General features: G+C 66.1%; 9 protein-coding genes. 4 read left to right on the forward strand and 5 right to left on the reverse strand.

Annotated elements, in window-relative coordinates; translation table 11 throughout:
• Positions 1 to 6: 6 nt before the first annotated feature.
• Positions 7 to 492, reverse strand: coding sequence for a YybH family protein (locus HDC35_RS09580; RefSeq protein WP_409437940.1), 486 nt, complete (start codon positions 490 to 492; stop codon positions 7 to 9).
• A gap of 11 nt (positions 493 to 503) precedes the next feature.
• A complete protein-coding gene (locus HDC35_RS09585; protein ID WP_184646060.1) occupies positions 504 to 1,991 on the reverse strand; it encodes an amidohydrolase family protein in 1,488 nt (495 codons plus the stop codon).
• A 462-nt stretch (positions 1,992 to 2,453) separates the two neighbouring features.
• Between HDC35_RS09585 and HDC35_RS09590 the strand changes: the two genes are divergently transcribed.
• The 3 genes from HDC35_RS09590 (at position 2,454) to HDC35_RS09600 (ending at position 8,909) form a co-directional block, all read left to right on the forward strand.
• The gene (locus HDC35_RS09590) at positions 2,454 to 5,381 is read left to right on the forward strand and encodes a TonB-dependent receptor domain-containing protein (RefSeq protein WP_184646062.1); all 2,928 of its coding nucleotides are present in this window, start codon (positions 2,454 to 2,456) and stop codon (positions 5,379 to 5,381) included.
• A 71-nt stretch (positions 5,382 to 5,452) separates the two neighbouring features.
• On the forward strand, positions 5,453 to 7,096 hold the full coding sequence (locus HDC35_RS09595; protein ID WP_184646064.1) for an amidohydrolase family protein: 1,644 nt from the start codon (positions 5,453 to 5,455) through the stop codon (positions 7,094 to 7,096).
• A gap of 25 nt (positions 7,097 to 7,121) precedes the next feature.
• Positions 7,122 to 8,909, forward strand: a complete 1,788-nt coding sequence (locus HDC35_RS09600) for a DUF885 family protein (RefSeq protein ID WP_184646066.1) — start codon at positions 7,122 to 7,124, stop codon at positions 8,907 to 8,909.
• A 74-nt stretch (positions 8,910 to 8,983) separates the two neighbouring features.
• On the opposite strand, the gene HDC35_RS09605 is transcribed toward HDC35_RS09600, so the two are convergent.
• Entirely contained in the window at positions 8,984 to 10,561 is a 1,578-nt protein-coding gene (locus HDC35_RS09605) for an aldehyde dehydrogenase (NADP(+)) (protein WP_184646068.1), read from the reverse strand.
• 200 nt (positions 10,562 to 10,761) lie between these two features.
• Here HDC35_RS09605 and HDC35_RS09610 point away from each other — a divergent pair, with 200 nt between their 5' ends.
• The gene (locus HDC35_RS09610; protein ID WP_311770746.1) at positions 10,762 to 11,415 is read left to right on the forward strand and encodes a LuxR C-terminal-related transcriptional regulator; all 654 of its coding nucleotides are present in this window, start codon (positions 10,762 to 10,764) and stop codon (positions 11,413 to 11,415) included.
• 169 nt (positions 11,416 to 11,584) lie between these two features.
• Here the strand turns inward: HDC35_RS09610 and HDC35_RS09615 are convergent, their stop codons facing one another.
• Positions 11,585 to 12,637 (reverse strand): ACP S-malonyltransferase, encoded by a 1,053-nt coding sequence (locus tag HDC35_RS09615; RefSeq protein ID WP_184646070.1) that lies wholly within the window; start codon positions 12,635 to 12,637, stop codon positions 11,585 to 11,587.
• Complete coding sequence (locus tag HDC35_RS09620; RefSeq protein WP_184646072.1) at positions 12,634 to 14,835, reverse strand: alpha-ketoacid dehydrogenase subunit alpha/beta; 2,202 nt, start codon at positions 14,833 to 14,835, stop codon at positions 12,634 to 12,636. Before HDC35_RS09620 ends, HDC35_RS09615 begins: the two co-directional genes overlap by 4 nt.
• Between the last annotated feature and the right edge of the window lie 142 nt (positions 14,836 to 14,977).

Raw genomic sequence — 14,977 nt, forward strand, 5'->3', positions numbered from 1 at the left:
GGCGAGTCACTTCACGGCGGGCGCCGCCGCCGGGTCGTAGGACGAGACATGGTTCATCGCGATGACCCAGCGGCCGTCGACCTTGCGGAACAGGCGGGTGTTGATGCCCTGTTGCGCGCGCTCGGAACGCGTGAGGCGATAATGGCTGATGAGCAGCGCGGCGTCGGGTGCCAGCACATCGACATCGATGTCGTAGAAATGGAGCGTGCCGCGCCGTTCGGGTGAACCGCCATAGTCGTGCACGTAATGGTCGAGCGTTCCCTGCCAGCCGTCCTGGATCCTGCCGCCCGATACGAAGATCACGCCCGGGTTGCGGAAGCCCGCCATATAGCCTGCGAAATCGCCGCGGTTCCACGCCGCCTCCATATCGGCGACCACTTTCAGAATCGCCGCTTTCGCGGCCGCATCGTCGACACGGCTCGGCTGGGCGGAGGCGGGCATAGCCGCCGCGAACAGCAGCAGCGCCGCCAGCATCTTCAACCATGTCATCATCGGCATATCCTTCAGGGCCTGCGCAGGAACAGCGGGTTTTCGGGCAGGCGCGCGCGATCGACCAGCCGGCCGCGCGCGATCACCGCATCGACCTTTTCGATATTGCGGATATCGGCCAGCGGATCGGCGGAAAGCAAGACCATATCGGCGATCTTGCCGGTCTCGATCGTGCCGATCTCGCGCTCCATCCGCGCGGCGGCGGCGCCATGTTTGGTGCCCGCGACGATCGCCTGCATCGGCGTCATGCCAAGCTCGACGAGCCCCTCGATCGCGCGGATCGTGCCAATTCCCGGTTCGGCCTCGTCACCCTTGGGCGCGCGGCGAAATTCGGGCGCGTCGCCGTAGAAGCTGTCGGTCGCCGGGGTGACGCGGCATCCCGCCCTGATTAGCCGTTCGGCGTTGCGGCGCTGCACGTCCTGATTGTCGTCCATCGCCTCAAGCCGCCGCCAGCGTTCGGCATTGGTGGTCGCAGGCGGCATTTTCGCGATCTGCGCTTCGGCCTCGGCACGCTTCGCCAGATGTTGCCGGCGATATTCGCCGGTGATGTAGTTCGAGCGAATGCCGCACAGCACGTCCTTCTGCACGATCAGCGCGATCAGTTCGTCGGGCAGGTCGCGGCTGGTCAGTTCGGGATGTTGGATGAGGTCGATCCCCGCCTCGACCGCGAGGGTCAGCCCTTCGGAGCTGGTCGCGTGCGTTTCGACTGGTTTGCCGCGCTTGTGCGCTTCCTCGACGATCACCGCCTGCTGGCGCGGCGAAAAGCCGATCAGCGCGGGACGCAGGAAATGGCTGGTCCCGCCATATTTTATGAAATCGACCCCCTTGTCGAGATAGCGATTCATTGCGACGCGCAGCTCGTCGGGCGTCATGTCCATGATCTCTTCGCCCATGTCCTGCGCGAGCAGGTCGTTCCATTGTTCCTGGAACAGCGACAGCTCCGAATCCTTGGTGAGAGAGAAGGTGAGCGAGAACGGGCCGCCCCAGCCGAGGATATTGCCCGCCGCCTGAATCCGCGCGCCGACGACCTCGCCACGGTCGATCCGGTCGCGAACCGCGAGGATCGGCGGCAGCACGCCGTAGCTGTCGCGCATCGTCGTCACGCCATAGGTCAGCGCGCGCTGCGCGAATTCAAGCGCGAGTTCCTCGCCGCGGTCGGCGTATTTCAAGGACGTGTCGCGGCGCGCCGGCTGGCCATAGACCGAGACATGGACATTGCTGTCGATGAAGCCCGGCAGCAGGTAGCGCCCACGCCCGTCGACGATGTGCGCGCCGGCCGGCTCGCCGCCATCCTTGCCGATCGACACGATCCGTTCCTTTTCGGTGATGACGGTCATGCCGCGTCTGGGCGGCGCGCCGGTGCCATCGATCAGCGTGACGCCGGTGATCGCGATGCGGTCACTGACGGGCGGCTGGGCACCGGTCGGACCGGCGGCTGCCAGCCCGCAAATCATCAGGAACATGCTGGAAAATGCGGCCTTGAGACAGTCTGTTGCGGCCATCGGAACCTCCCGGGAAACTTGTGGCATTGACTCTGAGAAGTTTGAGTATATCGTATTTCGTATACGGTAATAGCAAAAAGGGGGTCGTGATGCTCTACCGCGAAGATCTGGCGATGCGGCGTCGCGCCGCGCGTTCGCGGGTCAGCGTCCGTTTCCTTTCACACGCCTTCTCTTTCCCCGCGCGTCGGCTTTCCGCGCGCGTTCCAGCCCATCATCGCCCTGCGCACGGCGAAGGGACATGCCTGCCCTTCGATCCGGCGGCCGCCGGGGGCGCCACAAGCTCCGACATGTTCGCCGTCCGGCCAGCCGGGTCGCAGCGCGAGTCATCGCGCCCGTCCCGCATGAAAAGAGGCAGCTGAGCGGCGTCCGGGGAAGCATGCAGGAGAGAATGACGTCGTCCGCCGCCGGCGGATGCGAACGACATCTACGACAGGCCAAAGGCCGTACACAGGGAGCGTCCAAATGTCTTACGATCAAACCAATCCGCAGGTGCGTTTTCGCCGCATACTTCTTGCCACCAGCCTGTTGTCCACGATCGCCCTGCCCGGCGCGGCCATCGCGCAGGATGGCGCCACCGCAGCCGCGGCGGAAGCGCCCACCGACATCGTCGTCACCGGGTCGCGCCTGCAGCGCACCGATCTGACCGCACCGAGCCCGATCACGATCGTCGGGCAGGAAGACGTCCAGCTGTCGGGCAACGTCACGCTCGAAAAGACGATGAACGAATTTCCGCAGCTCGCATCGGGCAACACCTCGACCGTCAACAATGGCGGCGGCGCGGGCGTGCTCACCGCGAACCTTCGCGGGCTCGGCGAAACGCGGACGCTGACCTTGGTCAATGGCCGCCGCTTCATTCCCGCCAACGCGAACGGGTCGGTCGACCTTGCGAGCATTCCCGATGCGCTGATCAAGCGGGTCGAGGTGATCACCGGTGGCGCCTCGGCAGTCTATGGGTCCGACGCGATCGCGGGCGCGGTCAATTTCATCCTCGACGACAGTTTCGAAGGACTCCAGATGTCGGCGCAGGCCGGCATTTCGGACCGCGGCGACGCCGCATCGAAAAAGATCGACATCACTTTCGGCGCCGACGTCGGCGGCGGGCGCGGCAATGTCGCCATCTCGGGTGCCTGGGCAAAGCAGGATCCGATCACGCAGGCCGACCGGCCGTTCGGCCGCGTGCCGCTGGCCGAAATCAACGGCGCGCTCGTCTATTCTGGGTCGGGAAACATCCCTGGAACCCGCGTTCCGCTGAGTCAGGCGCAGCGCGATTCGCTGGTTGGCGTCAACATGACCCCGACAGGCCCCTGTACTGCGATCACCGGTATCCGGTTCGGCGAGGGCGGCACGCCGCTGCCCTATTGCCAGCCCGAAGACACCTATAATTATGCGCCGTTCAACCTGCTCCAGCGCCCGCTTGAGCGCATCAATTTCTCGGCGCTCGCGCACTACGACATTACCGATCGTATCACCGCTTATGCCGAAGCCTTTTTCGTCAACGCGAAGAATAATTCGAAACTGGCGCCCGACAGCTTCACGCCGGTAACCCCCGGGGCGGCCTCGTCGACTTTGCTCGTGCCCAACTATGCGACCAGCGCCAGCCTGTCACCGGCGGTGCGCGACTTCTTCGTCAACAATGCTGCGCTTTTCGATCCCGACGGCGACGGCACCGCCGCGGTGGTCGGCGGCGGCCGCCGCGCCGACGAACTCGGCACGCGCGACAGCTTCTTCGAGCGACAGTCCTATGCGATCACGACCGGGCTGCGGGGCGATTTCGACATCGGGCAGCAGAGCTGGCGCTGGGACGCCTTCTATCAATATCTGCGCAATCGCACCGACACGCGTTCGGAAGGCGTGATCAACCAGACGCGCCTCAGCCTCGGGCTCGATTCGATCGTTAACGGGTCGGGCGACGTCGTCTGCCGGTCGGGCGTGCAGGGCTGTGTCCCCGTTTCGATCTTCGGGCTCGGTGCGATCACGCCCGAAGCCGGCGTCTATCTGACCCCGACGCGCACCAGCAACGACATTTTCGAACGCCAGGTCGCCGGGGCGTCGCTAAGCGGCACGCTGTTCGACCTGCCCGCCGGGCCGGTCGCGATCGCGGTCGGCGTCGAATATCGCAAGGACAGCTATCAGTCGACGCCGAGCGCGATGGACCTCAACAAGGAATATGGCGCGGCGTCGAGCAACGCGCTGTCGGGTTCGTTCGACGTCAAGGAAGTGTTCGGCGAAGTCCGCATCCCCATCCTGTCGGATACGCCCTTCTTCGACACGCTCGCGATCGAAGGCGCCGCACGCTATTCGGACTATTCGACCGTCGGCGGCGTCTTTACCTGGAAGGCCGGCGGGGAATGGGCACCGGTCAGCTGGGTCCGCATCCGCGGCGCCTATAACAGCGCGATCCGCGCGCCGAACATCAACGAACTATTCTCGGCAGTCGGCCAGGGCTTTACCGGGGGCACCGATCCGTGCGCCCGCCCGAACCTGACCGCCGCCGATCCGCGCAGCCAGCAGCTGCGCGACTTCTGCGTCGCGCAGGGGGTTCCCGCCGCCGACATCTCGACCTTTACGCAGGCAACGCTGGGACTGACGCAGGAAACCGGCGGCAACCCCAACCTGACCGAGGAAAAGTCGAAGACCTATACGATCGGCGCCGTGATCTCGCCGCCGTTCATCCCGCGGCTCAACGTCACGGTCGACTATTTCAACGTCGAAGTGAAGGGCGCGATCACGACGATCAACGCGCAGCAAACGCTGAACGACTGCTACACCGGCCTCAACGCCGCGAGCCCGACCTGTCGGTCGGTGTTCCGCCTGCCCAGCGGCCAGATCGACTATGTCCGCACCAACCAGAATAATATCGGCCAGCTCAAGGTGCGCGGGCTCGACGTGCAGGGCGATTATACGATCCGGCTTCCTGCGGCACTCGGCGATGACGCCAGCCTGCGCCTGACAGGCGTTGCGAGCTGGCTGTTCGAACGCTCGACGCAGGTTTTGAGCACCGTCGCGCCGCAGGATTGCGCCGGCTTTTACGGCGCGGGCTGTTCGATCGGGACCGGCGGCTTCATCGTCCCCGATTTCAAGCTGAACCTTGGCGCCGCCTATAGCAGCGGCCCGATCGGCATCCGTGGACAAGCGCGGATGATAGGCGGGCTCAAGCCGTACAAGACGGTGACGACGATCGTGAAATCGGCTCCGGCGACCTGGTATTTCGATATGACGGGCACGTTCGAAATCGACGATAATTTTACTTTCTTCGCCGGCGTCGACAATCTGTTCGACAAAATGCCCCCGATCCTCGGCACCACCTTCGTCGGCGACGCCAATGTTGACGTGTCGCTCTATGACACGCTCGGCCGGCGCTATTTCGGCGGCGTTCGCATGAAATTCTGAGGATCGCCCGGCCGGCGGAAGCTCACCGCTCCGCCGGCCTTCCTTTTGCCGTTGATCGAAGGCCCGATTCCATGATCTCAAAGTCGCGTCCCATCGTCGCCCTGCTCGCCGCCGCCGCAATGGTTGCCGCCCCGCCCGCCACGTTCGCTGCGCCGACAAAGGCCGGGGCCGCCGCCGCCGACGTCATTCCGGCGCGCACCCAAGGTGTCGGCCCGTTCAAGCGCGTCGTGCTGCGCAACGTCACCATGGTCGACGGCACCGGCGCCCCCGCGCAGGGTCCGTTCGACATCGTGATCGAGAATGATCGCATCGCGCAGGTGAAGTCGATCGGCGTCCCCGGCGCGATCGATCCCGCAGCGCGCGCCGCGCCCGGCGATCATGAAATCGACCTCGCCGGCTATTATGTCCTGCCGGGCTTCGTCGATGCGCACGTCCACCTTCATTCGCTGGGCGATGCGCAGGGCGTGCCGTCGGACTATATATTGAAGCTGTGGATGGCGCACGGCATCACGTCGGTCCGCGACCTTGGCAGCGGGCATCCGATCGAGTGGCTGGTCGACATCAAACGCCGCAGCGAGCGTAACGAGATCGTCGCGCCGCGCATCGACATCTATCCGATGTTCCACCAGATCCGGGGGCCGGTGAACGACGCCGCGACCGCACGCGCGGTCATCCAGGACGCAAAGAAGCGCGGCGCCGACGGGATCAAGTTCATCGGCGGAGCGCCCGAAGACGTGCTCTATGCCGCGATCGACGAGACGAAGAAGCAGGGGCTGCACAGCACGATGCACCATGCCCAGCAACTCGTTGCCTATGCCAATGTTATGAACACGTCCGAAGCCGGGCTCGAAAGCATGGAGCATTGGTACGGGCTGCCCGAGGCGATGTTTGCCGACAAGCGTATCCAGGCCTTTCCGACCGACTTTGTCAACAATGACGAACAGATGCGCTTCGGCGAGGCAGGGCGGCTGTGGGCGCAGACCGCCGAGCCTGGGTCGGACGCGTGGAACAAGGTGATGGACACGCTGCTCGAACGCAAGTTCGTGCTCGACCCGACCTTCACCGCTTACCTGACGAGCCGGGATTTCATGCGCATGAGCCGCGCGAGTTGGCACGACGACTATACGATGCCCGCCCTCTGGGATTTCTATCGCCCGAGCCGCGTCAACCACGGCGCCTACTGGTTCGACTGGACCACCGAGCATGAGATGGCGTGGAAAGACAATTACCGGCGCTGGATGCGCTTTGTGAACGATTACAAAAATCGCGGCGGCCGCGTCACTATCGGCAGCGACGCGGGCTATATCTATAACCTCTATGGCTTCGGCTATATCCAGGAAATGGAGCTGATGCGCGAGGCGGGTTTCAGCCCGCTCGAGGTGATCCACGCCGCGACGCAGCAGGGCGCGCGCCTGCTCGGCCACGACGACCAAGTCGGCACGATTCGCGCCGGACGCAAGGCCGACCTTGTCATCGTGAAGGGCAATCCGCTGGCGAACCTCAAGCTGCTGTTCGGCACCGGGACGGTGAAGCTCAACGATGCGACCGGCAAGGTCGAGCGCGTGGGCGGCATCGCCTACACGGTCAAGGATGGCATCATCTATGATGCGGCGAAGCTGCGCGCCGAGATCCGCGACATGGTCGCGAAATCGAAGGCCGAGCGCGGCCTGCCCGCCGGCCCGATGGCGATCGAGAATGCAGGGACCGCGGATTGAATCGAACGGGCAAAGGGAGAATGACATGAGCGGAATTTCGGTGGCGCGGACGCTCGCGCTGGCGCTCGCGGCCTTTACCGCGCAGGCGGCGATCGCACAGACGCCCGCGTCGGCGAGCGCCGACGCCCGGCTTAAGGCGCTATACGAACGCGAATGGCAATGGCGGCAGGAACAGGGGCTGCGCGGTCGCGGCGGCGACGGCGACGGCCCGACGCATCTGCCCAAGGTCGATGCCGCGACGCAAAAGGCGCGGCTCGACTATTGGACGAAAGCGCTCGCCGAACTCGACGCGATCCCGGCCGACCAGCTGTCGCCCGAGGAAAAGATCAACGCCGCGGTGTTCCGCCAGTCGATCGAAACGATGGCGAACGACATCAAATTCAGGACCTACGAGGCGCCGTTCAACGCCGACACTTTCTTCTGGTCGGGGCTCAACCCGCGCAGCGGCGGCTTTGCGACCGCACAGGGCTATCGCAACTATATCGCGCGGATGCGCGACATCCCGCGTTTCTTCGAAGAGCAGACGGCGAATATGCGTAGCGGCCTAGCGCGCGGCTTCACCGTGCCGCGGATCGCGGTGCAGGGCCGCGATGCGACGATCAAGCCCTACCTGCCCGCCGACACGAGCAACGCCTTTTACGACGCGTTCAAGGAGATGCCGCCGACGATCCCGGCGGCCGAGCAGGCGGCGCTGCGCGCCGAAGGCGAAAAGGTGATCCGCGAAACCGTAGCGCCCGCCTACGCAAAACTCTACGCCTTCGTCCGCGATGAATATATGACGAAAGCGCGCACGACGCTCGCTGCCGAGAAGGAGCCCGATGGCGCCGCTTTCTATCAGGCGCAGATCAAGGGCTTCACGACGCTCGACCTGACGCCCGAACAAATCCACCAGATGGGGCTCAAGGAAGTCGCGCGGATCAAGGCCGAGATGGAGCAGGTCAAGGCGAGCACGGGGTTCAAGGGCGACATGCCGGCGTTCCTGAAATTCCTGCGCACCGACCCGCAATTCTATCCCAAGACGGCCTATGAATTGCTCGCCAAATCTTCCTATGTGGCCAAACGCATGGACGCGAAGCTGCCCGAGACGATCGGGTTTTTGCCGCGGCGGCGCTTCGCGATCCTGCCGGTGCCGCCGGCGCTGGCACCGATCTATACCGGCGGGCGCGGGGGGCTCGAAGCCTGCTGGATGAACACCTATGACCTGCCGTCGCGACCGCTTTACACGCTGACCGCGCTCACCATCCACGAATGCAATCCAGGTCACAGCTTCCAGTCGGCGGTGGCTGAGGAAGCGACGCGCCGCCCCGCCTTCCGCCGCGCCACCGGCTTTTCGGGTTATGGCGAGGGCTGGGCGCTCTATTGGGAATGGATGGGCAGCAAGCTTGGCATGTACGAGACGCCCTATGAGGATTTCGGGCGGCTTTCCTATGAAATGTGGCGCGCGTCGCGGCTCGTCATCGATACCGGCATCCACCATTATGGCTGGAGCCGCGAACAGGCCCAGCAATATCTGCGCGACCACACCGCCTTGTCCGAACATGAGATCACGACCGAGATCGACCGTTATATCGCCTGGCCCGGACAGGCGCTCGCCTATAAGCTCGGCGAGATGCTGCTGCGCCGCAAGCGCGCCGAGGCCGAAGCGGCGCTGGGCGACAAGTTCGACCAGCGCCATTTCCACGACGCGATCCTTGCGCTGGGCTCGGTGCCGCTGCCGGTCCTCGAAGCGCGGCTCGACCAGTTCATCGCCGACGGCGGGGTCAACCCCCCGGGATTCAACCCCGCGCTGCCCGAAGTCGCCGGCGCGCCGTAAGATTTTCCGTCATCCTGACGACTGGGGCGACCGTAGCGATACGGTCGCCCCCTTTTTTTGGCCGGTATGTCCCTTCAATTGTCCGCGACACGCACACCGTCGATGCAGCGCGCGATATGCCACGGATTGGCCGGCTTCAGCGCCGCCGGCAGCAGGCTTTCGGGCAGGTTCTGATAGCTGACCGGACGCAGGAAGCGTTCGATCGCGAGCGTGCCGACCGAGGTGCTGCGACCGTCGGATGTCGCGGGATAAGGCCCGCCATGCACCATCGCGCGACACACTTCGACCCCCGTCGGCCAGCCATTGGCGAGGATACGCCCCACCTTGCGTTCGATTTGCGGCAGCAGCCGCGCCGCCAGCACCTCGTCGTCGGCGTCGAGCTGGAGCGTCGCGGTGAGCTGGCCCTCTAGTCCCGCGACGACCGCCGCTACCTCGTCGACATCGCGGCAACGCACGATCACCGCCGACGAACCGAATACCTCATGACCCAATGAGGCATCGGCGCGAAAGGTGGCGGCGTCGGTGACGAATAGCGCGCCGCGCGCTGCGCGGGCGCCGGGGCCGTCGGCACCGCGGGCGACGAGCTGCGTTCCCGCGTGCCGGTCGAGTGCCGCGACCCCGCTTTCAAAGCTTGCGTGGATCGCGGGGGTGAGCATCGTCGCCGGGGCAATGCCCGCCAGCGCCGCGCCCGCCGCCGCGACGAAGCGGTCGAGTTCGGAGCCGCCGATCGCGACCAGCAGCCCGGGGTTGGTGCAAAATTGCCCCGCCCCCATCGTCAGCGACTGGGCAAAGGCCTCACCCAGCGCTTCGGCGCGATTTTGCAACGCGGCAGGAAGCAGGATGACGGGGTGGATGCTGCTCATTTCGGCATAGACCGGGATCGGCTCGGCGCGCGCGGCGGCGATCCGCATCAGCGCCAGCCCGCCGCTGCGCGACCCGGTGAAACCGACCGCCCTGATCCGCGGATCCGCGACGAGCGCGGCGCCGAGCGCGTTCGACGGTCCGGGGAGATAGGAAAAGACGCCTTCGTGCAGGCCGCAGCTTTCGACCGCCGCGCGGATCGCGCGCGCGACCAGTTCGCCCGTTCCGGGGTGCGCGGGGTGGCCCTTGACGACGACGGGGCAGCCGGCGGCAAACGCCGAAGCCGTGTCGCCGCCGGCGACCGAGAAGGCGAGCGGGAAATTGCTCGCGCCGAACACCGCCACCGGGCCGAGCGCGACATGGCGGCGGCGCAGGTCGGGGCGCGGCAGCGGCGCGCGATCGGGCATCGCCGGGTCGATTGTCGCGTGCAGCCAGTCGCCCTCGCGCACGAAAGCGGCGAACATCCTGAGCTGTCCGATCGTGCGGCCGCGTTCCCCTTCGAGCCGCGCGCGCGGTAGGCCGCTCTCGGCCATCGCGCGCTCGATCAGCGCGTCGCCGGTCGCGGCGATCCCGTCGGCGATCGCCTCCAGAAAGGCGGCGCGTTCGCCGGGCGCGGTTTCGGAAAAGCTGGCGAAGGCCGCGTCGGCGAGCACGCAGGCACGGTCGACATGTCCGGGATCGGCCGCAGCGAACTTAGGTGCCATCGCCTCGCCGGTCGCGGGGTCGACCGCGGCAAAACGTTCCGCCGAGCTATCTTCGGCCGCGCCGATCAGTATCGAACCAGCAATCATAATATCTTCCTTCATCGTTCCGGGGGAGGAATGGGGCCGGGCGGCCCTGGGTGTTTTCGTGGTGGCGGGCGATTCCGCGCGGAGCGCCTTAGTTGCATCGTATACGATTTTGGTCAAGGCGCGGCGACTGTTTCCGCAACGGCGCGAAAACCGATCGACCTGCGCTGGGCCTGCCGCGTCGCACACGGCAGCATTGCCCGGTGAGTGACGCCGGGGGCCATATCCATCTCGTCCTGCCCGACCCGGTCGAGCGTGCAGCCTGTTTTCGCCTGCTCGCGGGCGGCGGCGAGCGCATCGTTCGCAGCTTTGCAAGCGCGGACGACTGGATCGATGCCGGCGCCGACCGCGACGGCGGCTTCCTGCTCTTTCACTGGCGCCAGCCGGGCCGGATGAGCGGCGCGGCGCTGCTCGAGCGCGTGGCGGGACGCGCGGGAACGACGATCTTCGTCGCCGCCGACCGGCTCGATATCGCCGAATCGCGCGCGATCCTTCGCGGCGGAGCCCAGGACCTGCTGCCCGCGCCGCTCGATCCTGGCCTTGTCCGCCGGGCGATCGATCGGTCGCTCGGCGACTGGCGTCTGCGGCAGGACCGGCTGGCGCGGCATCGCGAGGCCGAAGAACGGCTGGCGACGCTGACGCCGCGCGAACGCGACATATTGGACGCCATCGCGGCCGGGCTCGGCAACAAGGCAATCGCACGGCAGCTCGCGCTCAGCCCGCGGACGGTCGAGGTGCATCGCGCCAATATCATGCGCCGCGCGGGCGCGGGCAATGTCGCAGAATTGCTGCGCCTGCGCTTCATCGCCGAATATGCCGACGCGCCGCCGGCCAATCCGGTCCGTTTCGGTGCATGATCGCGGTGCCCCCCCGGCCGACGCAGCTGCAACGCCCCTATAAGGATGATGAACGGCGCACCGCCTTTGAGTTGGTCCCCATGGGCGCTGCCGTTCATCCGCGCGGGGTCAACCCCACCTGACCCCGCGCAACCGACAGGGCCGGCGGAGATGTTCCTTTCCGTCGGCCCTATTGCGTTCCGGTAACGAGTTCGCGCTGTTCGGCGCGGCCCATCGACAGCAGCACGGGGTCGGCCGCCTGCCGCGCGGCGAAATCGGCCTTGCTCGCGATCCCCTGCCAGCCGATGCCGATCAGCGACTGCGCGATCGCGCCGCCCAGCGTGTCGCCCGGGCCGGGCAGGATCACGACGTCGGGCGCATATTCGCGCATCGCCACCTGCAACGACAGCGCGAAATCATAAGGGGCGAGGATTTGGTGCCCAAAGCTGTAATCCCACAGGTCGGCGGGGTCTGCCGAAAAGCAGCGCCAGACATGGCCGCGGCCATCGACCATCGGCAGCGCGGAACGTCCGAACAGCGACGGCGGCAGTTCGGCCTTCGCCTTGTCCGAGCTGCCGAACATCAGCGGCGTGTGGAAGGGTCCGTGCCCCGCAAGGCGCAGCGGATCGCGCCCCGGCGTCGGCGGCGCTTCGGCGAGCAAGGCGGCAAGGCCTTCCTCATTGCCCGCGAACACCAGCATCCCGGCGAGGTCGATCGACAACGCGAGCGCGTGGTTCGCGCGAACGTCAATATCGGCGACAAGGTCGAACAGCCTCTCGCGAAGGTCGGCGACCGGACGCCAATCCTCATCGACCACCTGCAGCAATATCTGCCCGCCGGGGCCGTGCGTCTGGCTGTTGAGCCCCATCGCGTTCGCGATACGGAACCCATCTTCGATCGATACCGCGCCGCCGAGCGCGAGCGCGCTGTACCACCCCATCGAATTGCCCGCCACGGCAACTACGTCGAACGTGTCGCGGTCGATGCTGAGCCAGTCGAGTGCGGTCGCAGAGTAGATCAACGGCGCCGCCACATCGCCGCGCATATGCGTCGAAACGCTGAAGCGGTCGGCGCCGTCGAGCTCGGTAACGGTCGACTGGCCGCGGTCGCGGCGCTGGGCATCGAAGTTCGCGATCTGCGCCGCGAAGCGCGCGCCGTGCAGCCGCCCGATACTGCCGAGTTCGCCCTTGCCATAGGTTCCGCGCCCCGGCGCGACGACCAGCGCGGTCTTGCGCGCGCTCATGCCAGAAGCTCCTTCGCGGCGGCATAGATCGAATCGCGGCTCGGCAGCGTCAGTGTCGCCGCCTTGCCGAGCGGGATGAAGCTGTCGTCGGCGGCAATCCGCTTCAACTTCTTCTCGGGTGTGCGTTCGACGAAGGTCGCCATCAGCGCTTCGCTCTGCGAGCCGGTGATGCGGCATTCGTCGACGATCAGGATGCGTTTCGCATCGCCGACGGCCGCCACCAGTTTCTCTTCGTCGACCGGGCCGAGCCAACGCAGGTCGATGACGCGCGCCTTGACCCCATCGGCAGCGAGCAATTTTTCGGCCTGGCGCGAGAGATAATAACCATTGCCATAGGTGACGATCGCCAGGTCGGAGCCATCGCCATGGACGCCGACGTCGCCGAAGGCGATCGGAGCGCCCGCGCCCGGCGCCTCATAGACGCTGGTCCACAGGCCGTCGCCCTCTTCGTGGAGGTCGCGGGTCATATAGAGCGCGATCGGTTCGACGAAGACGACGACGCGCTGTTCCTCGCGCGCCAGCCGCACGCATTCGCGCAGCATCGCCACCGCGTCGCGGCCATTGGACGGCACCGCGAGAATCACTCCGGGGATATCGCGGAAGACTGCAAGGCTGTTGTCGTTGTGGAAGTGACCGCCGAAACCCTTTTGATACCCCAGCCCCGCGATGCGGATCACCATCGGGTTGGTATATTGGCCGTCGGAGAAGAAGCTCAATGTCGCCGCCTCGCCGCGGATCTGGTCCTCCGCATTATGGACATAGGCAAGGAACTGGATTTCGGGCATCGGCACGAACCCATTGTGCGCCATGCCGATCGCAAGCCCGAGGATCGCCTGCTCGTCGAGCAACGTGTTGATCACGCGCGACAAGCCGAAGCGCTGGTGGAGCTTGGCGGTGACGTTGTAGACGCCGCCCTTGGGCCCGACATCCTCGCCCATCACGGCGATTTCCTTATGCGCAAGCATCAGGTCGGCGAGCGTCCAGGAGAGAAGCCGCGCCATATGCATCGGCTTGTCCATCTGGCCCGCGTCGCTGCCGAACATCGCCTTGCGATCCTCGTCCGACGGCGTGTTCGCGCGCGTCAAATCGCGCTTCGGCGGGATCAGGCTTTGCATCACCTGCGCCGGCGTCGTGATCTTGGGCCGCAGGATCGCCGCCTCGGCCTGCCGCGCCAGCGTCGCGCCGATCTTCTCATAGGCTTCGGCGATCTCGCCGGGCGTCATCCAGCCCTGCTCGGCCATCAGCGCCGCGCCCTTCAGCAGCGGATCGCGCGCTTCGTCGGCCTCGATCAGCGCCTTGGGAAGATAGGCGCCCTGCACGTCCGAACCGGCGTGACCGTAAAGCCGCACCGTTGCCATGTGCAGGAATACCGGCTTGCGCGTGCGCCGCGCATAGTCGGCGGCTTCCTTCGCGCCGGAATAGGCCGCGGCGAGGTCGGTGCCGTCGCATTTGATATAGTGCAGCCCCGCGCGGTGGCGGAACTGCGCCTCGATCCAGCCCGTCGGGGTGCGCGTCGAAATGCCGATGCCATTGTCCTCGCACAGGAAGATCAGCGGCATGGGAGAACCCTGGAACGCCGCCCAACCCGCGGTGTTGAACGCCCCCTGCGCCGTCGAATGGTTCGCCGAGGCATCGCCGAAGCTTGTCAGCACCACTGCATCGTCGGGCAGCGGCAAATCCTTCATCCCTTGCCGCCGCGCAATCCCGATCGAGAAGGCCGCTCCGACCGCCTTGGGAAGGTGCGAGGCGATCGTCGAGGTTTGCGGCGGGATGGCGAGCGGTTTCGAGCCGATGACCTTGTGCCGGCCGCCGGAAATCGAATCCTCGGACGAGGCGGCGAAGCTCAGCAGCATATCCCATGTCGGGGTCCCGCCCGGAAGCTGGCGCGCGCGATGGAGCTGGAAGGCGTTCGAGCGATAGTGGAGGAACGCCATGTCGGTAACGCGCAGCGCCGCGGCGACCGCGGCATTGCCCTCGTGCCCCGAAGATCCGATCGTGTAGAAACCCTCGCCGCGCGCCTGAAGGTGGCGCGAAAGCCGGTCCATCTGGCGGCTGGTGAGCTGCGACAGGAAGATGTCGGTCGCCTCTGCCCGCGACAGGCCCGCTGCCGCCGGATCGGGCGCGTCGGCCCGGCCGGGCAAGCGTCCCGCCGCCAGCGCCGCGAGGAATTTTTCATGTACCGCTTGCGCCGCGTCCACCTGTCTCTCCTGTATCGCGGCGCTGGTTACGAGCGTAACGAACCGGCCGATTTCGCCGCGCGCTAGAACGGGGCCGCCCGGCGCGCAAGCATCTCTTGCCTTGCCTCACCCGCTCGCGCTACCACCATTGCCGATGAACGAC

It is taken from the genome of Sphingopyxis sp. JAI128 (assembly GCF_014207235.1).
Classification (GTDB): domain Bacteria; phylum Pseudomonadota; class Alphaproteobacteria; order Sphingomonadales; family Sphingomonadaceae; genus Sphingopyxis.

Bases quoted from the DNA above. Each gene is read 5' to 3' on its own strand.
- HDC35_RS09580 (WP_409437940.1), bottom strand. From the start codon at position 492: ATGATGACATGGTTGAAGATGCTGGCGGCGCTGCTGCTGTTCGCGGCG.
- HDC35_RS09585 (WP_184646060.1), bottom strand. From the start codon at position 1,991: ATGGCCGCAACAGACTGTCTCAAGGCCGCATTTTCCAGCATGTTCCTG.
- HDC35_RS09590 (WP_184646062.1), top strand. From the start codon at position 2,454: ATGTCTTACGATCAAACCAATCCGCAGGTGCGTTTTCGCCGCATACTT.
- HDC35_RS09595 (WP_184646064.1), top strand. From the start codon at position 5,453: ATGATCTCAAAGTCGCGTCCCATCGTCGCCCTGCTCGCCGCCGCCGCA.
- HDC35_RS09600 (WP_184646066.1), top strand. From the start codon at position 7,122: ATGAGCGGAATTTCGGTGGCGCGGACGCTCGCGCTGGCGCTCGCGGCC.
- HDC35_RS09605 (WP_184646068.1), bottom strand. From the start codon at position 10,561: ATGATTGCTGGTTCGATACTGATCGGCGCGGCCGAAGATAGCTCGGCG.
- HDC35_RS09615 (WP_184646070.1), bottom strand. From the start codon at position 12,637: ATGAGCGCGCGCAAGACCGCGCTGGTCGTCGCGCCGGGGCGCGGAACC.